General features: G+C 73.1%; 18 protein-coding genes. 11 read left to right on the top strand and 7 right to left on the bottom strand.

The features are described 5' to 3' along the window. The first annotated feature begins 199 nt into the window (after positions 1-199). From ACRYM2_RS00445 to ACRYM2_RS00415, 7 genes are all read left to right on the top strand, one after another. Positions 200-682, top strand: a complete 483-nt coding sequence (locus ACRYM2_RS00445; RefSeq protein WP_432519068.1) for a GNAT family N-acetyltransferase — start codon at positions 200-202, stop codon at positions 680-682. A 91-nt stretch (positions 683-773) separates the two neighbouring features. Beyond that, on the top strand, positions 774-1,958 hold the full coding sequence (locus ACRYM2_RS00440) for an MFS transporter (RefSeq protein ID WP_432519067.1): 1,185 nt from the start codon (positions 774-776) through the stop codon (positions 1,956-1,958). A 23-nt stretch (positions 1,959-1,981) separates the two neighbouring features. Continuing rightward, positions 1,982-2,881: an aldo/keto reductase gene (locus tag ACRYM2_RS00435; protein WP_432519066.1), complete on the top strand. Its 900-nt coding sequence runs from the start codon at positions 1,982-1,984 to the stop codon at positions 2,879-2,881. 184 nt (positions 2,882-3,065) lie between these two features. Further along, a complete protein-coding gene (locus ACRYM2_RS00430) occupies positions 3,066-4,034 on the top strand; it encodes an alcohol dehydrogenase catalytic domain-containing protein (RefSeq protein ID WP_432519141.1) in 969 nt (322 codons plus the stop codon). Positions 4,035-4,093: 59 nt separating this feature from the next. Next, a complete protein-coding gene (locus tag ACRYM2_RS00425) occupies positions 4,094-4,648 on the top strand; it encodes a YbhB/YbcL family Raf kinase inhibitor-like protein (protein ID WP_432519065.1) in 555 nt (184 codons plus the stop codon). 101 nt (positions 4,649-4,749) lie between these two features. Continuing rightward, the gene (locus tag ACRYM2_RS00420; RefSeq protein WP_432519063.1) at positions 4,750-5,475 is read left to right on the top strand and encodes an SDR family oxidoreductase; all 726 of its coding nucleotides are present in this window, start codon (positions 4,750-4,752) and stop codon (positions 5,473-5,475) included. A 67-nt stretch (positions 5,476-5,542) separates the two neighbouring features. After that, entirely contained in the window at positions 5,543-6,553 is a 1,011-nt protein-coding gene (locus ACRYM2_RS00415) for a zinc-binding alcohol dehydrogenase family protein (protein ID WP_432519061.1), read from the top strand. Between the two features lie 200 nt (positions 6,554-6,753). Here ACRYM2_RS00415 and ACRYM2_RS00410 read toward each other — a convergent pair whose 3' ends face one another. After that, positions 6,754-7,626: an alpha/beta fold hydrolase gene (locus tag ACRYM2_RS00410; RefSeq protein WP_432519060.1), complete on the bottom strand. Its 873-nt coding sequence runs from the start codon at positions 7,624-7,626 to the stop codon at positions 6,754-6,756. Positions 7,627-8,743: 1,117 nt separating this feature from the next. Between ACRYM2_RS00410 and ACRYM2_RS00405 the strand changes: the two genes are divergently transcribed. Beyond that, positions 8,744-9,463, top strand: coding sequence for a TetR/AcrR family transcriptional regulator (locus ACRYM2_RS00405; RefSeq protein WP_432519059.1), 720 nt, complete (start codon positions 8,744-8,746; stop codon positions 9,461-9,463). Positions 9,464-9,700: 237 nt separating this feature from the next. Here ACRYM2_RS00405 and ACRYM2_RS00400 read toward each other — a convergent pair whose 3' ends face one another. Continuing rightward, entirely contained in the window at positions 9,701-10,612 is a 912-nt protein-coding gene (locus tag ACRYM2_RS00400; protein ID WP_432519058.1) for an SDR family NAD(P)-dependent oxidoreductase, read from the bottom strand. Positions 10,613-10,714: 102 nt separating this feature from the next. Between ACRYM2_RS00400 and ACRYM2_RS00395 the strand changes: the two genes are divergently transcribed. Beyond that, the gene (locus tag ACRYM2_RS00395) at positions 10,715-11,299 is read left to right on the top strand and encodes a TetR/AcrR family transcriptional regulator (protein WP_432519057.1); all 585 of its coding nucleotides are present in this window, start codon (positions 10,715-10,717) and stop codon (positions 11,297-11,299) included. A 446-nt stretch (positions 11,300-11,745) separates the two neighbouring features. On the opposite strand, the gene ACRYM2_RS00390 is transcribed toward ACRYM2_RS00395, so the two are convergent. Next, positions 11,746-12,255: a DUF1648 domain-containing protein gene (locus ACRYM2_RS00390; RefSeq protein WP_432519055.1), complete on the bottom strand. Its 510-nt coding sequence runs from the start codon at positions 12,253-12,255 to the stop codon at positions 11,746-11,748. A gap of 190 nt (positions 12,256-12,445) precedes the next feature. After that, a protein-coding gene (locus ACRYM2_RS00385) for an IS5 family transposase (protein WP_432519054.1) occupies positions 12,446-13,329 on the bottom strand; the annotation gives its coding sequence in 2 pieces (ribosomal slippage) (positions 12,446-12,981 and positions 12,981-13,329; 885 coding nt in all). Here ACRYM2_RS00385 and ACRYM2_RS00380 point away from each other — a divergent pair. Next, the gene (locus ACRYM2_RS00380; protein WP_432519052.1) at positions 13,307-14,524 is read left to right on the top strand and encodes a hypothetical protein; all 1,218 of its coding nucleotides are present in this window, start codon (positions 13,307-13,309) and stop codon (positions 14,522-14,524) included. The genes ACRYM2_RS00385 and ACRYM2_RS00380 overlap by 23 nt on opposite strands. Positions 14,525-16,239: 1,715 nt before the next feature. Further along, positions 16,240-16,605, top strand: coding sequence for an Lsr2 family DNA-binding protein (locus ACRYM2_RS00375; RefSeq protein WP_432519051.1), 366 nt, complete (start codon positions 16,240-16,242; stop codon positions 16,603-16,605). A 10-nt stretch (positions 16,606-16,615) separates the two neighbouring features. Here ACRYM2_RS00375 and ACRYM2_RS00370 read toward each other — a convergent pair whose 3' ends face one another. From ACRYM2_RS00370 to ACRYM2_RS00360, 3 genes are all read right to left on the bottom strand, one after another. Next, complete coding sequence (locus tag ACRYM2_RS00370) at positions 16,616-17,461, bottom strand: class II fructose-bisphosphate aldolase (RefSeq protein WP_432519049.1); 846 nt, start codon at positions 17,459-17,461, stop codon at positions 16,616-16,618. A 14-nt stretch (positions 17,462-17,475) separates the two neighbouring features. After that, positions 17,476-18,465: a 1-phosphofructokinase family hexose kinase gene (locus ACRYM2_RS00365; protein WP_432519047.1), complete on the bottom strand. Its 990-nt coding sequence runs from the start codon at positions 18,463-18,465 to the stop codon at positions 17,476-17,478. 123 nt (positions 18,466-18,588) lie between these two features. Beyond that, entirely contained in the window at positions 18,589-19,584 is a 996-nt protein-coding gene (locus ACRYM2_RS00360; protein WP_432519046.1) for an N-acetylglucosamine kinase, read from the bottom strand. Positions 19,585-19,629: the final 45 nt, after the last annotated feature.

The raw sequence follows: 19,629 nt of genomic DNA, 5'->3' as shown, positions 1-19,629 counted from the left end.
CACGGCGCCACCACGGCGTCGCCCGCGGTGTGCTGCAGATCGCCCCCGAGGCGCTGCCACCGGACTGGAGCGAGACCGCCGGGCGTGCGGCCTGAGGGCGGGCACCCCGTGGGTCGAGCTGCTGCGGCCGGCCCTCGCCCCCGCACCCGCCGCGGCCGGCGGACCCACCACCGCTCCCACCCGGCTGCAGGTCGCCCCGGTGGAGGTGCGGAACGCCGCGGAGGTGGCGGAGTGGGCCCGCGTCCTGGTGCGGGGGACGGGCATGCCGGCCGAGGTCGAGCAGCTGTTCGCCGCCGCCGCCGCCACCGCTCCGGAGTTCCTCCCCGTCGCCGCACGGGAGGAGGACCGGGTGGTGGCGGCGGCGCTGTCGTTCCGCGACGGGCCGGTCGCCTCGCTGTGCGGTGCGGCGACGCTGCCGACCCACCGGGGTCGTGGCGCCCAGAGCGCGCTGGTGCGGCTGCGGGTGCAGGAGGCCGTCGCGGCCGGGGCCGCGTGGATCTGCGCCGAGGCGTACCGGGCGGCGCCAGGGACGCGCAACCCGTCGCTGCACTACCTGCTGCGGGCGGGTTTCGTCCCGCTGTACGAGCGGCCCAGCTGGGTGTGGCTCCCCCGCTGGTCTCCTCCGCCGGTCCAGGAGGGGCCGCGCAGCACCCGGCGGGTCGGGGAGTGGTCATCGTGCTGATGCCCGCGTCCGGCGGCGGCTCCTAGGTTCGCGGTGGCGACGCCCCCGCTCCCGGTGGGGACCGCCCACTCCCTGCCGGAAGGAGACCGCCGTGCCCGCACGCCCCGCCACCGCCCGCCTGCTGCTGGCCGCCTCGATCACCGTGACCGTGCTGGCCTCCTCCAGCGCGCCGACCCCGCTGTACGCCACGTACGAGCGGGAGTGGGGCTTCTCGCCGCTGACGACGACCGTCGTGTTCGGCGTGTACGCCCTGGCCGTGCTGGCCTCGCTGCTGGTGCTGGGCCGGTTGTCCGACCACCTCGGCCGCCGCCCGGTGCTGCTGGCGGCCCTGGGCGTGCAGGTCGTCGCGATGATCGTGCTGGCCACCGCCCCCGGCGTCGCCGAGCTCCTCGTGGCCCGGGTGCTGCAGGGTCTGTCGACGGGCGCGGCGGTGGGGGCGGCCGGGGCGCTGGCACTGGACCTGGACCGGCGCCGGGGGGCGGTCGCGAACTCGGTGGCGCCACCGGTCGGCACCGCCACCGGCGCGGTGCTGTCGGCGCTGGTCGTGGAGTTCCTGCCCTGGCCCACGCACCTGGTGTACGTGGTGCTGCTGGTGGTGTACGTGCTGCAGGCCGCAGCGGTCGCGCTGGCGCCGGAGACTGCCCGCCCCGGTGACGGCGCCCGGGTGGCGGCGCTGGCCTCGCTGGCGCCGCGGATCGCCCTGCCACCGCGTTCCCGGGCACCGTTCGCGGTGGCGGCGCCGGTGGTGTTCGCGGTGTGGGCGCTGGCGGGGTTCTACGGTTCGCTGGCCCCGGCGCTCGTGCGGACCGTGCTCGGCTGGGACTCCCCGGTCGCGGGGGCCTCCGCGCTGTTCGTGCAGACGGCCGTGGCCGCGGTCGTCGTGGTGCTGCTGCGCCCGGTGGCGGCGCGCACCAGCGTCGTCGTCGCGGTGGTCGCTCTCGCGGCGGGGATGGGCCTGACCCTGCTCGCACTGCCGCTGGCGTCGGCGGCGGTCCTCTTCACCGGCACCGCCGTCGCGGGCGCGGGTTTCGGCGCGGGGTTCCAGGGCGGGATCCGCCTGGTGCTGCCGCAGGCCGAACCTCACGAGCGCGCCGGGGTGCTGTCCGCGGTGTACGTGGCCGCCTACCTCGGGCTGGGGTTGCCGGCGGTGCTCGCCGGGGTCCTCACCGTCCACGGAGGCGGGTTGCTGACCACGACCCGCGAGTACGCCGTCGCCGTCGTCGTCCTCGCGGCGCTGGCCGCGCTGTCCCTGGCGCGCCGGCCGGCGCGCCCCTGAGATCCCGACGAACAGGAGTTCCCGTGACCACGACCGACGAACCGACCCGCCAACCGACCCTCCAACCGGCCGCCGCGCCGGCCGCCACCGCCGGCACCTTCCGCATCGGCGGCGACCTGGCGGTGCACCGCCTCGGCTACGGCACGATGCAGCTGCCCGGCCCGGGCGTGTGGGGCCCCTCCCGCGACCGCGAGGGCGCCCTGCGGGTGCTGCGCCGCGCCGCCGACCTCGGTGTCACGCTCTTCGACACCGCCGACTCCTACGGGCCCGGTGTCGCCGAGGAGCTCCTCCGCGACGCGCTGCACCCCTACGACGGCCTCGTCGTGGCCACGAAGGTGGGGTTCACCCGCCCCGGCCCGGGACGCTGGTCGACCGATGGCCGGCCGGCTCACCTGCGGGCCGCCGTCGAGGCCAGCCTGCGGCGCCTGGAGGTGGAGCGCATCGACCTGCTGCAGCTGCACCGCATCGACCCCCGCGTGGCGCTGGCGGACCAGGTCGGCACGCTGGCGGACCTGCGGCAGGAGGGGAAGGTCCGCCACCTCGGGCTGAGCGAGGTCGGCGTCGCCGAGCTGGACGCCGCCGCCGCGATCGCGCCGATCGCCACGGTGCAGAACCTCTACAACCTCGCCGAACGCTCCGCCGAGCCGCTGCTGCGCGTCGCCGAGCAGCGCGGGATCGGGTTCATCCCCTGGTTCCCGCTGGCCACCGGGCAGCTCAGCGACCCGCGCGGCCCGCTGGCCCGGCTCGCGAGCGCGCTGGGGCTCGCGCCCTCGCAGGTGGCGCTGGCCTGGTTGCTGCAGCGCTCCCCCGTCGTGCTGCCGATCCCCGGCACCTCCTCGGTGACGCACCTGCAGGAGAACCTCGCCGCAGCGGCCGTCGACCTCGACCCCGCCGTCCTGGCCCGGCTCGACCACCTCGCGTGACCCGGCGCTCGATCCAGCTCCCCACCCGACGCTCGCCCCGACATCCACCCCGGCACTCGCCCCGGCACTCCAGGAGAACCCCGTGACCACTGCCAGCACCACCTCCGGCGCCACCGCCGACCTCGTTGCCGGTGCTGCACCCCGGACCGCTCGTTCCGCGCAGTCCGCCGCCCCCGGCGCCCCGCTGGTCCTGTTCGAGCGGCAGGTGCCGGCACCGGGACGGGGTCAGGTACGCCTGAGCATCGAGGCGAGCGGGGTCTGCCACACCGACTCCAAGGTGCTCGCCGGCGCCTTCGGCGCCGACCCCTTCCCGCTGGTGCCCGGCCACGAGATCGCCGGCCGCATCGAGGCCGTCGGCGAGGACGTGCGCCCCTGGCAGGTCGGCGACCGCGTCGCCGTCGGCTGGTACGGCGGGCACTGCGGCTGGTGCGACCCGTGCCGGCGGGGCACGTTCCTGCACTGCGAGAACACGCAGATCCCCGGTGTCGCCTACCCCGGCGGCTACGCCGAGGCGATCCTCGTGCCCGCCAACGCCCTGGCCCGCATCCCCGACGGGCTCACCGCGGTGGAGGCCGCGCCCCTGGCCTGCGCCGGGGTGACGACGTTCAACGCGCTGCGCCGCAGCGGCCTGCGGGCCGGTGACACCGTCGCCGTCGTCGGCCTCGGCGGGCTCGGCCACCTGGGGGTGCAGTTCGCCGCCGCGATGGGCCTGCGGGTGGTGGCGGTCGCCCGCGGCGAAGCCAAGCGGCGCCTGGCGCTGGACCTGGGAGCCCACGAGTACGTCGACTCCACCGCGGAGGACGTGCCTGCCGCCCTGCGCCGGCTCGGCGCGCCGCGGGCGGCGCTGGCCACCGCGGCCAGCTCCGAGGCGATGGTCACCGCCCTCGACGGCCTCGGCGACGAGGGCGAACTGCTCGTCATCGGCGTCGAGCCCGAGCCGATGCCGGTCAGCCCGCTGCAGCTGATCACCCCGGCCAAGAGCGTGTCCGGGCACCCGTCCGGCACCGCGACCGACGTCGAGGAGACCCTCGCCTTCGCCGCGCTCAGCGGGGTGCGGGCGATGGTCGAGGAGTTCCCGCTGGAGCAGGCGCCCGCGGCCTACGAGCGGATGGTGTCCAACCAGGCGCGCTTCCGCGCCGTCCTCGTCCCCTGACCGGGACCAGAACCCCTGAACCCTGAACCCTGAACCCTGAACCCTGAACCGGAGGAACCGTGAGCACCACGACCGTCGTCCCCGACCCCTACACCGCCGTCGCGCAGGTGCCCTCCTTCGAGCTCACGAGCACCGACGTCGCCGACGGCGAGCCGCTGGCGAGCGCGCAGCTGTCCGGCATCTTCGGCGCCGGCGGCACCGACACCAGCCCTCAGCTGTCCTGGAGCGGGTTCCCCGCCGGCACCCGCAGCTTCGCCGTCACCGTCTACGACCCGTCGGCGCCCACCGGCAGCGGGTTCTGGCACTGGGCCCTCGCCGACCTGCCCGCCACGACCACCTCGCTGCCCACCGGAGCCGGCGACGGCACCGGCGCGGGGTTGCCGGCCGGGGCGCTGCAGCTGAAGAACGACGCCCGCCTGGCGCGCTACCTGGGAGCAGCCCCGCCACCCGGGCACGGCCCGCACCGCTACTTCACCGCCGTCCACGCCTTGGACGTCGAGCACGTCGGCGTCGACCCCGAGGCGACCCCGGCGCTGCTCATGTTCACCCTCTCCGGGCACACGCTGGCCCGCGCGGTCATCGCTCCCTGGTACGAGGCCCCGTCGGCGCGCTGAGCGCCGGCACGGACGGAGGCATGAGCGGAGTCGATGGGTCTGCCAGGGAAGGTCCATCGCGGAACGGGACGAGGGCGGTGCAGCGGGACGTTGAGCCGGTCGTGACCAGCCAAGAACTCCCCGAACCGCTTCCCGGACAGCTCTTCGGGAGCACCGTCCTCGTCCTCGGCACCGGTGGCATCGCCGTCGCCACCGCCCGCCGCAGCGCCGGGGCCGGCGCCCGCGTCGTGGTGGCCGGGCGCTCGCCCGACAAGGTGGCGGCGGCCGCCGAGGCGGCCGGGGCCGCCGGCGAGCAGGTCGACCTGACCGACGAGGCCTCCATCGCCGCGCTGGCCGGGCGGCTGGGCGGCGTCGACCACGTCGTCAACCTCGCGGCGGCTCCGGCCAACGTGCCGCTGGCCGCGCTGGACCACGACTCCCTGGTGCGCGCCTTCGACGCCAAGGTGTTCGGCCCCGCGCTGCTGGCCGGGCGGTTGCCCATCACGACCTCGCTGACCCTGTTCTCGGGGTTCATCGCCTGGCGCCCGGCCGCGGAGCGGGTCGCGATGGCCACCGCGAACGGAGCCGTCGCCTTCCTCGCCCAGGCGCTGGCGGTGGAGCTGGCGCCGGTGCGGGTCAACGCCGTCTCACCCGGGGTCGTGGACTCCGGTTCCTGGGACGGCCTCGGCGAGCGCAAGGAGGCCTTCCTGCGCAGCACCGCGGCCGCGAACCCCGCGCGCCGCACCGGGACCCCCGAGGACCTCGCCGAAGCCGCCCTGTTCGCCATGACCAACCCGTTCCTGACCGCCACGACGCTGCACGTCGACGGCGGCGGGCGCTTCGCCTGACCACCCGCACGCACCCCGCACCGACCCCGCCCGCACCGCTCCAGCACCGTCACAGAGGATGACCACCATGAGCACCCCGAGCACCGTGAACGCCGTCGCCGCCCTCGACGGCCTGCCGATCTCCGACCCCGCCTCGCTGCAGGACGTGCGGGTCGAAGTCCCCGAACTGCGCCCGCACGACGTGCTCGTGCGGGTGCAGGCCGTCTCGGTGAACCCCGTCGACGTCAAGGTCCGCTCCGGCCTCGGTCCGCAGCAGGCCCCCAAGGTCCTCGGCTGGGACGCCGCCGGCACCGTGGAGGCGGTCGGCAGCTCCGTGACGAGCCTGTCCGCGGGCGACGAGGTCTGGTACGCCGGGGACATCACCCGCTCCGGCTCCAACACCGAGCTGCAGGCCGTCGACGAGCGCATCGTCTCCCGCAAGCCCGCCAGCCTGAGCTTCGCCGAGGCCGCCGCGCTGCCGCTGACCGCCATCACCGCCTGGGAGTCGCTCTTCGAGCGGCTGCGCCTGGGCGCCTCCTCCACCGGCACCCTCGCCGTCCTCGGCGGCGCCGGCGGCGTGGGCTCGATCATGGTCCAGCTCGCGAAGCAGCTGACCGGGCTGCGGGTGCTGGCCAGCGCCGGCAAGCCGGCCTCGCGCACCTGGGTGGAGCAGCTGGGCGCCGACGCCGTCATCGACCACCACGACCTGGTGACCTCGGTGCAGGCGGTGGCCCCCGAGGGCGTGGAGTTCCTCTTCTCGCCGAACTCGACGGGCAACGTCGAGGCATTCGCGCAGGTCGTCAAGCCGTTCGGGCAGATCGTGGCCATCGACGACCCGGTGGGGCTGGACCTGTTCCCACTCAAGAGCAAGAGCATCGCCTGGCACTGGGAGCTGATGTTCACCCGATCGCTGTACACCACCCCGGACCTCGCCGAGCAGCAGCGGCTGCTCGGCGAGGTGGCGGCCCTCGTCGACGCTGGCCGGGTGCGCACGACGATGACCACGGCCATCGACGACTTCAGCGCCGCGGGCCTGCGCGAGGCGCACCGGCTGGTGGAGACCGGGCGCACCGTCGGCAAGGTCGTCGTCCACCGCTGACGGCGACTGGCCGCCGTCGCCGGTGGAACGCCGGGACGCGAGTCCGGCCATCCCCCGGCGACGGCGGTCGCGCCGTGGTGCTGACGCGGGACGGTGGCCGACCCGCAGGTGCTCCCCGGTGGGACGCCGGTGGGCCGGTCGAGACGGTGGTGCAGGAGCGGGAGGTGTGAGCAGGAGGTGTCCTGGAGCCCGGCGCCTCGTCAGCGCAGGAAGCGCAGGACCTGCTCGCCGAACTCGGCTTCGTGCTGGAAGAGGAAGGCGTGCCCGGCGTCGCTGTACAGCACCGCCCGCGCGTTCGGCAGCCTCGTCGACATCGCGTAGGTCGCGTAGGCGTTGATCATCACGTCGTGCGAGCCGTTGGCCACCAGCACCGGCAGCCGCAGTTCCGGCAGCCGGGACCAGAAGCCCTCGGTGAAGGCGCGGATGGCGGTCAGCTGCCCCTGCACCCCCTCAGCCGAGACGACCGCTCGCGACGTGGTCAGCCGGTGGTCCAGGCGGCGCAGCGACGCTAGCCCGGCGGCCCTGCCCGCTGGTGTCTGGGGGAAGAAGAGGTAGAGGAAGTCCTCGTCGTCGTTGGCGCCGCGACCGGCGACCTGCCAGACCTTCGGCTCGGGCGCGGGTTGACCGGGCACTCCCTGGGAGGTGCTGCCGGCGACGACGAGGTGGTGGAAGCGCTGCGGCTGGGCGAGCACCGCGGCCTGGGCGACCATCCCGCCCAGCGACCATCCGAGGACGTCGACAGCGGCCAGGCCCAGCGCGTCCAGCAGGTCCAGCAGCCCCCGACCCATCTCCTCGATCGACTGCGCGGGCGGGCCGGAGGTGAGGTTCAGCCCACGGTTGTCGAAGACGATGACGTCGCGCTCGTCGCTGAGGACCTGCAGGAACGCGGGGTCCCAGTGGTCCATGGTGCCGCGGAAGCGCAGGCACAGCACCAGGGGCGTCCCGCCACGGGGGCCGAACCGCCGGTAGGCGTAGCGGTAGCCGCCGTGCTCGGCGAACTCGGTCGACGCCTCGTCGGAGCGGTAGCGGCCCGGCGCTTGCTCGAGGGAGGTTGCTGGTGCTGCGAGGCTCATGAGGTCTCCCTGGGGATCACCGCCGGGCGCCCGGTGGGTGCGGGAGGCCCGGCGTGGATGAGGTGGGCGCGGCGGTGCGTGGCCGGCCGCGCCGAGGACGCTACGGTTCTGCGGGGCCCGGGACATCAGCACGATGACCACCGTCGGGCGCGATCCTCGCCGCCTCGGGCGCCGCTGACGTCACCGATCGCTGCGGCTCCTACCGGGCGCTGCTGCTTCTACCGGGCGCTGGTGGCATCGAGCCAGGTGCTTCGTGCGCTGATGCGCCGGAACACCGGGTGGCTCAGGTGCGCGGCGACCAGGATCATGTCCTGGCTCAGTGCCTGCTCGAAGAGGTGGGCGCGGGCGCGCTGAGCGCTCGATGTCGTTCACGAAGTAGATGCCGGCGTCGCAGAGCTGCCCCGGGTGCTCCAACAGGTCCCCCCGAAGATCAGCCGCTGCCCCTGCGAGTCCAACGGGATGAGGTGGCTGCTCGGGGTGTGGCCTGCGACCGGCACAGCGCGGATGCCGGGCAACACTTCCACGTCCGCATCGACGTCGGCGGTCCCCGCCGCGCTGTCCGCGTCATCCGCGTCGTCCACGTGGCCGTCGCCGCCGGGGTGAGCGGACGGATCGGCGTTCGGACGCAGGACCTCCGCAGCGTGGACGGCTTGCACGATCTGGCGGGGTCGTCGGCGGGGACGCAGGCCACTTGGACCTGCCAGTGCTGCTGACCGTAGTGCACTGTTGCGTTGCGGAGTAAGGGTTTTCCTCGTGCATGAGGCAACCGGTGTGATCCAGGTGCAGGTGCCTCAAGCGGACGGCGCTGCTCTCGGCCGGGACGACGCCCGCCCGGGCCAGGGCGATCGGCAGGCTCCCTGAGGTCATCGGGTGCTCGGGCGGGTTGGTCAGCCCGTCGACCTGGATGATTCGCAGCGGGAAGGGCATGGTTGCCTCGCCGGCGTCGACGAAGACGGCGCCGCCTGGGCTGCACACCGGGAATGTCCCATGTGGATGAGGTAGGTGCCGCCCTGGTCCAGCAGGTCGGGGTGCTCGGTGAAGTCGGCGCCCGGGGAGGCCGAGGGGGGCATGTGGGCGGCGCCGTCCTGCAGGGCGATGACCTCGAAGACACCGAGGTGTGGATGATCGAGGGCGCGATCACAGACCCTACGATGCACTGACACCAACGCACTCACTGACGCGCCATCAGCAACAACCAGAGGCGCTCAGCTGGCGGCATCGCAGTGCCCGCCATCCCCCTGATGCCTCCCACCACGGCCAAGGGGGGTGCGAGCGCACACGAGAGGCGATCCGTGCGGAACTGTCCGCAGCCGCGATCTCCACCTTCGAGCAGCACGGTTTCGCCGCCACCACGGCGGAGGTCATCTCCGCGCGGGTCGGGGTGTCGAGGCGCGCATTCTTCAGCTACATCGCCTCCACGGTAGACGCCGTGCTGCAACCGATGGAACGCCTGAGCGCCACGGCCGCGGAGCGCTGGAGCCAGCGCCCGGCCGGCGAGGGGGTGCTGCAGGCACTGCCCCAGCCTCGACGTCGTCGTGGAGGCGGTCCTGGTCGACCAGGCGTTGATGCGCACCGTCATTGCCCTCAACCGCTCCGACCCGAACTGCGCCGTCGTGACCTGCAGCAGCACGACGCGTGGATCGACCAGCTCTGCCTCGTCGTGGCCCGGCGCACCCGCCGGGCGGAGGGCTCTGCGTCGGCGAGGCTGCCGTGCGCGGTCGTACTGGCCGCTTTGGAGAAAGCGCTCACCGCCTGCGCCGGGGGCGACGACTTCAGCCGGATCGGGCAGCAGTTCGACGACGCCCTCATCGAGGTGGAGCGCCTCTTCCACCCGTGAGCGGCCTCTTCCACCCGTGAGCGGCCTCTTCCACCCGTGAGCGGCGCCCCGTGGCGAGGGTCAGCTGCTCGTGGACCGCCTGGAGAGGCGAGCGACCACCTGCGGCTGCGCAGGCGGTCGCTCGGCTCGGCACTCAGCTCAGCCCTCGATGCGCCCGGCACGTCGCACCGAGGGCCGCCAGCTGCACCGCCGGTCGGCGCTGACTCCCGTGGGCGTGGGCGGTGAGCAGCGTCGGCGTCAGTGGCCGAGCACAGACAGGTCCAGCTCCGCGGCGTCCTCGCGACCCACCGACAGCGACAGCTCGCGCCAGCGCGCGTCCTCCTCCGCGCGGCGGCGGGCGATCGTGGCGGCGATGTCGACGGCGTCGGCACCCACGAGCAGGCGCAGCGGCGGCTGCTCCATGGCGGCGACCCGCAGGACGAGCTGGGCAACGCGGGCAGGATCGCTGGCCGAGCCGCCGGAGGCGAGCCTGTCGTTGAGCCGACGCATCTGCGCCATGAGGGGTTCGTAGACCTCGCCGGCCGGGTGCTCGCTCATCGAGGAGCCCGCCCAGTCGGTCTGCATCCCCCCGGGTTCCAGGACGGTCACCTTGACCCCCAGGCCCGCGGTCTCCAGGGCCAGGACTTCGGAGAACCCGCCGACGGCCCACTTGGCCGCCTGGTAGGCGCTCAGCCCGGGGGCCGCACCACGCCCACCGATGGAGGAGACCTGGATGACGTGCCCACCGCCTTGGCGGCGCAGCACCGGCAGAGCGGCCTGGGTGAGGGTGACCACGCCCAGCAGGTTGGTCTCCACCTGAGCGCGGAAGTCCTCTAGGGGGGTGTCCTCGATGCTGCCGAGGTTGGCGTAGCCGGCGTTGTTGACGAGCACGTCCAGGCGCCCGAAGGCCTCGACGGCTGCCGCGACGGCGCGCTGAGCAGCGGCCGCGTCGGTCACGTCGAGGGCGGCGGCCAGCACCCGGCCCCGAGGAGCATCGGGCGAGCCGTCGCCGGAGCTGTCGGGGGCGCCGGAGTAGGCGGCGACGAGGTCGTCGAGGTCCTGCGGGCGACGAGCCGTGGCCAGGACGCGGTGACCGGCCGCAGCAGCGGCTTCGGCGATGGCGCGACCGAGGCCGCGGGAGGCGCCGGTGATGAGGAAGACCTTGGACACGAGAAGCTCTCACCTTCCTGACTAACCGTTTGGTTGACAAGCACGACAGTACGCCCGAGCGCACCCGACGTCAACCAAACGGTTAGTCGATATGCTGGCCACATGGCGGGAGACGCGGAGGCGACCAGGAGACGACTGCTGCAGGCGGCGACGCAGGAGTTCTCAGCCCGCGGCCTGGCCGGCGCCCGCGTCGAGCGCATCGCCGCGGCCGCCGGGTCGAACAAGGCGCAGATCTACCACTACTTCGGCAGCAAGGACGGACTGTTCGCCGCCGTCTTTGACGCCCTCGTCGAGCGCACGACCTCCACCGTCCCGATGGACGTCGACGACCTGCCCGGCTACGCGGGTCGCCTCTTCGACTCCTACGTCGACCACCCGGAGGTGCAGCGGATAGCAGCTTGGCACCGCCTCGAGCAGACCGGTACAGACGGCACGACTCCTGCCGCCGCACGGCTGCGTTCGATCGAGCAGTCCAACCGCACCAAGATCGAGGCCATCGCCGCCGCACAAGCCGACGGGCGACTGCCCGGGCACTGGCTGCCGGAGGAACTGCTCGGCCTGGTGCTGCAGATCGCCGCCGTGTGGCACTCCTCCGTGCCCGAGTTCGACGACCTGCTCACCGGCAGCACCCGCGAACACCGGCGGCAGGTGGTCGTCGACGCCGTAGGCCGCCTGCTCACCCCGTGACCAGCATGTCGCAGGACGTGCGATGACCTCGAAGGGTCAAGACTTAGCACCCCGGCACCCCGGCACCCCGGCACCCCGGCACCCCGGCACCCCGGCACCCCGGCACCCCGGCACCCCGGCACCCCGGCACCCCGGCACCCCGGCACCCCGGTCCTCCCACCTGCTGGACCGGTACGGCGCCTGTGCACGGCGACGGACACAGCGTCCAACGGACATAACCCGCTCAAGGGCCCACATCAAGCGCCGTGGTCGCCGCCGCTAGCTCATCGCACGCGCCGACGCCTGCACGTCGTGCCTGCGAGCACCGAGGACGGCGCACTCTCCGGTACTCCTGCCGGCTGGTGCGCCTGCAGCGGGGCCCACACGGGGCCGGGCACCGGCAGTCACGAGCAGGGTCGGGCAGCACCACTCAGGCAGCAGAGCCCGGGAAGTGGGGTCAGTCAGCCTCAGCGCACCACCCGCTCCAGGCGGTAGCGCACCCGCTGCATGAACACCGCGTGCGCGATCGTCGCCACCAGCCACAGCGCGAACACCGTGACCCACCACCACGGCAGCGCGTCGGCGCCCGAGCGTGCGGCCTGGATCACCGCGAGCGTCGTGGACAGGACCAGCACGTTGGTGCCCGCCCCGAAGAGGAGCAGGTCCTCGCGCAGCCGCCGGCGCAACTCCGCCTCCAGCCCCGCCTCGATCCACCGCTGCTTGTGGGGCACGTTCACCCACTCCATCGACATCCGCGCGCTGCCGCGGGCGAAGGCCGCGAACATCCCGGCCATGCCGGCGGTGAGCAGGGCCAGGAACGTGACGGCTCCGGCGCGCGAGCTCCAGTCGTCCGCGTCGCCGGTGGCGCCGAAGTGCGTGGGGACCCGCTCGGGCAGCACGAGCGCGGCGACGATCACAGCTGCCACGGCGGCGACGGTGGTGAGAGCGAAGGCGACCGGTGCGGCGTTGCGGGACACGCCTTCGACCCTAGCCAGCAGATGACGCACCGTGGTGGACGACCCCGGTGAGCGCAGCACCGGCGGTGACCCTCGGGCCCCAGCACCCCTGCTGAATCCGCTGGCCCTGCTGAACCGGCTCCAGTCAGATTCCCAACGTGCCACCAGCTGCCAGGAGCGGGCAGTGCGCTAGGTCACGTCTGACGGATCTTCACTTGAGCCAGAGCAGCAGCGAGGCCAACACCAGCCCGGCGCGGTAGTGGTGGGCGTGCTTGTCGTAGCGGGTGGCGATGCCGCGCCACTGCTTGAGGCGGTTGAAGGCCCGCTCGACGACGTTGCGCTGGCGGTAGGTGCGCGCCTCGAAGCGGTACGGGCGCCCGCCTGAACTGCCGCGGGCGCCGCGGTTGGCGAGCTGGTCGGCGCGTTCGGGGATCGTGGCTGTGATGCCGCGGGCGGCGAGCAGGCGCCGGTTGGCGCGCGAGCTGTAGCCCTTGTCTGCGACCACTTGCCGTGGGCGGGTGCGCGGTCGACCCCGACCGCTGCGGACCACGCGGATCTCGCCCAGCACGGTCGCGAACATGCTCGTGTCATTGACGTTGCCGGCCGTCAGCACGATCGCCAGCGGCCGGCCGCGGCCGTCGACGGCCAGGTGGGTCTTGGTCGTCAAGCCTCCGCGGGAGCGGCCGATCGCGTGATCGACCGGCTCCGGCGATCGCCGTCCAGACCAGGTGAGCCCCCCGGGGGTGCGCTCCGGCTCGTGTTGGCGCCGTGCTGGTGCACCCGCACGAGCGTGGAGTCCACCGCCACCAGCCAGTCCAGTTCCCCGGCGGCATCGGCATCGGCCTGCACCGCTTCGAGAAGCCGCTGCCACGTGCCATCCGCCGCCCAGCGCGCAAAGCGGTCGTAGGCGGTCTGCCACGGCCCGTACCGCTGGGGCAGCTCTCGCCAGGGCGAGCCGGTGCGGTACTTCCACGCGATCGCTTCGATCATCTGCCGGTGATCTCGCCAGCGACCACCTCGCTGCGGCTTCGTCGAAGGCAGCATCGGCTCGATGCGCGCCCACGCTGCATCGGTGAGCACCTCGGTCTGTGCCATGTCGACCAGTGAACCGCCCCGCCCCATGATCTACCAGACATGGCCTAGTCCGCCCGGCCCATCCAGTTCGCCCATGGGCTCGCCATCCGGGTCACCGTCCGCATCGCTGCAGGCATCGCTGATGGCATCGGCGCAGCAGCCTGCTGCCGGGCCTTGCGAGCTCGCCGGGTGGAGCGTGCACCTGCACGAGGACGAGCAGAGCCCACCGGTGGGGCCACTGGGTGTCGCCGGTCAGCCGAGCACCAGGGTGTGGCACACCCTCACCCTGTGCCTGCGCGAGGACCCACAGGTGGCGAGCGCCCGCGCCGAGGCGCCCCGTACCCTGCACCTCATCCTCGACCGAGCGCCCGACCAGGACGCCGGTAGCGTGCTGGAGGCCGCCTTCGGGGATGCCGCCTTGGCGCAAACCTTGATCACTGGTTCCACGCACGCCGGAGCGGACGTCAGCGCATCCTGGCAGCGGAGGACCTGGCAGCGGACGGTCTGGTACCGAACGTCCTGGGAGCGCATGGTGTGGCAGGCGTGGGCGATGGCCTCCCCGGCCGCCACGCTCGCCGACGCCTACCGCAGCAGAGTTCCATCAGCAGGGCTGGCCGCGGAACACCACGCCCGACTGGAGACGGTGCAAGCAGCGCTGCACGGCATCGACGAAGCCGTGATGAGCAGCTGGCGCGAGCAGCTGCGCCAGCTGCTGCCGTACACCGCCGCAGCCCTGCACCGCCCCAGCGTGGCGGGCATCGCCTATTGGCACCACGCCGGCTTCACCCCCGCCCTGCTCGCCACCTGGCGAGGCCCCCACCCCGGCCCCCTGGTGGAGGACCCCGCGGTGGACGGCACTGCACTGCTGCCCTTCGCCCGGGCAGGTTGGAGCGCGCGGGAGCACCGGGCGCTGGCGCGGGCGCTCACCGACGCCCACGCGAACGCACACGCCGCCGCAGACGCGGTCGCAGCCACACACGATGTGGGCGCCGCCGTCGTGGCAGCGGTGACTGCCCACCCAGCTGCCCGGCCCATGCCGACACCGCCGCGGGCGCCGGTCGTGGAGCCAGGATGGGCTGAGGTGCCGAAGGCTGAGGCGCTGATCGCCGCCGCAGCAGGCTTGTCCGCGCAGGAGGTGCTCACCGCGATCGCCGCCGGCAGCTGGAACCCTGCTGTCGCGCGCGCCCTGGCCGCCTTGCGCCGTCCACCGCGCTGAGGTGCACACCGGACCCCACGCCCCAGCGGCTGAGGGCTGGTTGAGTGCGGCGCCTTCGGATGCTCAATCGCCGGCTGGGCAGCCGACAGCGTGGCGCTCGGGCGTTCGAGGGATGAGACTCATCGCGCGTCCGGCGGTGTCACCGTTGGGTGAAACGACGCGCACCCGTAGCCGCGGATCACCCCAGGATGCGGGGAAGCTGCCGCGAGGGCGGGGTGGAGCTTCTGCGTATCACACCGAGCGCGCATCACACCGAACGCGCATCACACCGAGCGCGCGTCAGCAGTCGGCGGCGGGCGCGTCGAGCGCGGTGCGGGGTGTCGTCCCCACCGGCAGGAAGAGCCTGGGCTCCGGGCGGTGCGCCGGAGGCCGACAGGGCCGGTGGGGAGGTCAGAGATGGATCGACAACTGGAGTGCCAATGGATTGCGTGCTGGTGGATCAGGAAGCGGTGCGGACGATGACGTCGTAGCGGTGCGCCAGCGCCTCACGCTCGACGGCGGTCAACCCGTCGCTGCCACGCAACGCCACCACCTCATCCTCAGCGGTGGGTCGCGCTTGGGATGCTCGTGGGGGTCGCTCGGCAGGAACGCCGTGACGGGTACCGGGCTCCAAGAGGAGATCGGGTGGGCGTTGGTGGCTCTGGTGCCGCTGATCGGCGGGATGGCCGAGGGAATGGCCGAGTGGGTGACCGGTGGTGGGTGTTCGGGGCATCGCGTCCTCCTCATCGCGTACTGGCTGCGAGCTGCGCGGGGTGCGCACCTTCCATGGAGCCACGCGCAGACTCGGCGCGCTACACGAGCGGCGCACTTGCGGTGACTGAGATGTGATCGAGACCCGCACGTGTCCACCGCTTGCCTGGTCCAGCTCGCTTGCTTCGTCCACCGCGACGGATTCGAACTGCCGTGCGAGCGCGAAGCGGCGACCCACGCTGACCTCAACTTCACCCTGCTCGAGCAGTGCGCCCACCACCCGGGCCGCGTGCGTCGGCAGGTGGCGCCGTCGACCCAGCCGTCGCCAATGCGAACGGTGTCGATGACGGTGGTGTCCACACCGAGTAGGCATCTACCTCACCGAACGCCGCCCCGACCGCCGCCCCGACCGCCGCCCCGACCGCCGCCCCGACCGCCGCCCTGGAGGACGGTAGCGGCCTCAACAGAATGCACGACGCAACCAGGATGCCCCGAGCATTGTCTGTCGGTGGCGAAGATGAGGCAGGAGCAGCGAACGACCCTTGAGCCTGCGGGTCACAGGAGCTGTGTGCGGGGGTTGCGCAGCAGGGCCGCCTCCTGCGGTGAAGCGAGCGCCGCTGGAGACGACATCATCGCGCGTTGCCGGGTTCCACACGTCACCGCCCGCAGCGACAGCCTGTGGCATCGCCGCCACCGCGCCAGAGGATCCGGCCAGCGCGGAGGTGAGGGACACGTTGGGCATCGTGCTCGTGGCACCGCGCCGCGGGTGCCGCGGTGGCCGGCGGTGGCCGGGGAGCGCAGCCGCTGTTCGTAGTACTCGCTCAAGGTGGCGCCACTGCGGCGGTGGACGCGCTCGTCGGCACTCAGCGGGTTCTCACCTCGGAACCCGCTCGCAAGGACAGTGCCGACGCGTGCTGCAGTTCCGCACGCCTTGTCGGAGGAGTTCGCCGGTAGGGACGCTGCACGTCGGGTGGCGACGCTCGCTGAGCATCTCACGATGCATGGGTGGATCGTCGTGGTGTCGCATGCTTCGAACCCTGGATCAAGAGGCTCGAGTGATCCTCACTGGTGACATCAACGGCTTGGAAGCGACCCGCACGATCACCTTCGCGTTGAAGGCGTGGCGTATGAGATCGACCTCAACGAGAACCACGCGGCAGCCATCGAGAAGTCCTTCCACGATTGGATCGAGAACGCCCCGCCGCATCAGCACCGCTCGCAGCGGCGGCAGGAGCACGGGCACCTCACGCAGAAGCGGTACCGTCGGCGCGCAAGGCACCGGTCGTGACATGAACGCGGTACGTGCATGGCTGCGCCAGAACGACCACCAGGTCTCCGACCGCGGTCGCATCGCCCAAAAGCTGCTCGATGCCTATGACGCGGCCTGCTGAGCCTCACCGCTCATGCTTCAGCCAGCAGGCGCGACAGGCGCTCGACCTCCGCCGCGACCGCCCTGCGGGCGGGGGTGAGGTACTTGCGAGGGTCCACGACGGCTGGGTCGTTGCCGAGGACCTCGCGTACGGCCTGTGTGAACAAGCCGTTGAGGTGCGTGGAGATGTTGACCTTAGTCATGCCTGCGCGCACAGCGGCCGACAGCTGATCGTCCGGTACTCCCGAGGAGCCGTGCAGCACCAGGGGAACCGATACCGCGCCGGCCAGTGCGGCGATCAGGTCCAGGTCCAAGGTGGCCACCCGTTGGGTCATGGCGTGCGAGCTGCCGACGGCCACGGCGAGGCTGTCGATGCCGGTGGCCGTGACGAAGGCGGCCGCCTGGAGGGGATCAGTGCGCGCGCCCGGGGCGTGCACGCCGTCCTTGCCGCCGACCTCGCCCAGTTCCGCCTCGACGGGTACCGCGTGCTCGTGGCAGTGCTCGACGACCTCGCGGGTCAGGCGGACGTTCTGCGGATACGGCAGGCGGGATCCGTCGAACATGACGCTGTCCACGCCGGCAGCGACGGCTGCGCGCACGAGGTCGACGTCGTCGGCGTGATCGAGGTGGACCAGCGCCGGAACCGGAGCGTGGGCGGCGAGAGCGAGGGTGGCCAGCAGCAGCGGCTCCAGGCCACCGTGGTAGGCGACGCAGTTCTGGCTGATCTGCAGGATCACCGGGACACCGGCCAGGGTGGCGCCCTCGACGATGGCTTCGGCGTGCTCGAGCAGGACCACGTTGAAGGCGCCGACGCCGCGGTGCCCGGCACGGGCACCGGTCAGGACGGCGGTGGCGCGGGATCCAGAGAGGGCGGTCACGGTGAGCTCCGTTCTCAGCCGGCCGCGGGGCCGGCCAGTGGGCCTTGCGGCGGGCGCGCGGGAATGGGTGCGGGGAGCGAGGAGGCCGGTGAGGTGCTGGGCGGGGTGGGCAAGCGCTCGGCGAGGGAAGACAGGTCCGCCAGGTCGATCTCGCCTGCGGACGGGCGCAGGACGGCAGCGGCGCCGAGCAGGCTCGCCCAGTGCAGCGCCACCGGCAGTGCGGCACCTCGGGCCCAGGCCGCGGCGATCCCGGCGGTGGCGGCATCACCGGCGCCGGTGGGGTTGCCGGTGACGTCGGGCACCGCGCCTTGGTGCAGCCGCCGGCCGTGGCTGTCCACGGCGAGCAGACCGCCTCGGCCTTGGGAGAGGACGATGCTGCGTGCGCCTGCGTGCAGCAGCTGGGCGATGGCGGCATCGACCTCCTGCGCGCCGGTCGCCTGCAGCGCCTCCTCGGCGTTGGGCTTGAGCAGGTCCGCCCCGGCGGCGGCGGCCGCCAGCAGGGCCGGGCCGCTGACGTCGACGATGACGCGGGCGCCCGCTCCCCGACCAGCGGCGATGAGGTCGCTGATGCGGGTGGGCGCGGCGCCCGGTGGCAGTGAGCCGGAGATGACGAGGATGCCGCCGTCGTGGCAGGTGAGCCTGACGCGTTCGCACAGGCGTGCCCATGCCTCCTCGGGGACGTGTGGGCCCGGTTCGGCGAGGACGGTGGGGTGTTCGACGTCGTCCACGACCGTCACCGTGCTGCGCGTCTGCTCGGTGATCGGGATGCTGTGGGCGCTGATGCCCTCGGCGAGCAGCCGCGTGTGGATCCATTCGCCTGCCGCGCCTCCAAGCGGCTGCACAGCGGCCACCTCGATGCCGAGGGAGCGCAGGACGCGGGCGACGTTGATCCCCTTGCCGCCGGCGCGGCGCAGGACCTCCAGCACGCGCACCGTGGAGCCGATGCGTTGCCGGCTCACCCGATAGGTGATGTCGATGGCGGGGTTGGGTGTCAGCACCGTCACGTGAGCCGCGTGAGTCACGTGCCACCGCCCATGGGCGGTGGAGTCGGGGTGGTGTGGCCGCGGTGGAGCGGCGCGGGCGCCGAGGGCGCCGCATCCGCTGCGCCACCGCGGGCGGTGGGCCCGTCAGCGCGCCGATGCCTGCAGGTCACCGCAGACCTCCTCCAAGCGTTGCAGGGCCACCTCCTGCGGGAGGCATCCGTCCAGGCGTGCAGCGTGCAGGGCTGCGCCGATGTCCGGCGGGAAGCGCGGGGGACGCAGCTCGTACCCCCGCGTGCTCAGTCGCCGGTGCAGCTCCTCGAGCACCTCGGGGATCGAGAAGACGCCTCCGGAGTAGGAGACGCGCACCACCTCCTGCGCGGTGTAGCCCAGGCGGGTGCGGGTGGCCTGCACCAGCTGCGCCAACTGGGCTCCGGCGTGCACCAGCAGCTCCGCGGCGGCTGCGTCTCCTGCTCGCGCGGCCTCGACCAGCGGCCGGGACAAGGAGGCCACCTGGCGCCGGGAGCCGTGCCAGCGGTTGATGACGACGTCGACGAGGTCGAGGTCCAGCTGCAGCGCCAGGTGATCGCGCAGCACCTGCAGCAAGGGCCCGCTGGGCTGGCGGCCATCGCTCATCCGCGAGAACAGCTGCAGCGCGTGGACACCGAGCCAGTGCCCGGAACCTTCGTCACCGAAGACCTCGCCCCACCCCCCGGTGCGCGCCTGCACCTCTCCTCTGCGGCCGTAGGCGATCGATCCGGTGCCGGCCACGACGTGGATGCCGTCAGCTCCCGCCAGGGAGCCGGCCCAGCCGCACACCACGTCGTTGCCGCAGTGGTAGCGCTCGTGCCCGAGGACGGCGCGCGGGAGGTCGTCCAGCGCCGCGACGTCGGCGCTGACTTCGCCGTAGGCGGGTAGGCCGAAGAAGGCGGACGTCACCGCGGCCGGTGTGGTGCCCGACATGGCGCACACCAGCGGGACCCATTCGGCCAGGACGTCCTCGACGAGGCCGATGCCGCGCTCGGTGTCATCCAGGTAGTAGCAGCTGGGACCTTGCACCCGGGCCAGCAGCTGCCCGTCGTCGGTGATCAGGCACAGGGCCGTCTTGGTGCCGCCTCCGTCGACGCCCAGGTACGCCTTCACCGCTGCACCCGCGCGCCGCTCAACGGCCCAGCGATCGGCCCCGTC

This window comes from Kineococcus aridisoli (genome assembly GCF_050871885.1).
Classification (GTDB): domain Bacteria; phylum Actinomycetota; class Actinomycetes; order Actinomycetales; family Kineococcaceae; genus Kineococcus.
The sequence above is the reverse complement of the archived record's forward strand: the minus strand, read 5'-3'. Positions and strand labels throughout refer to the sequence as shown.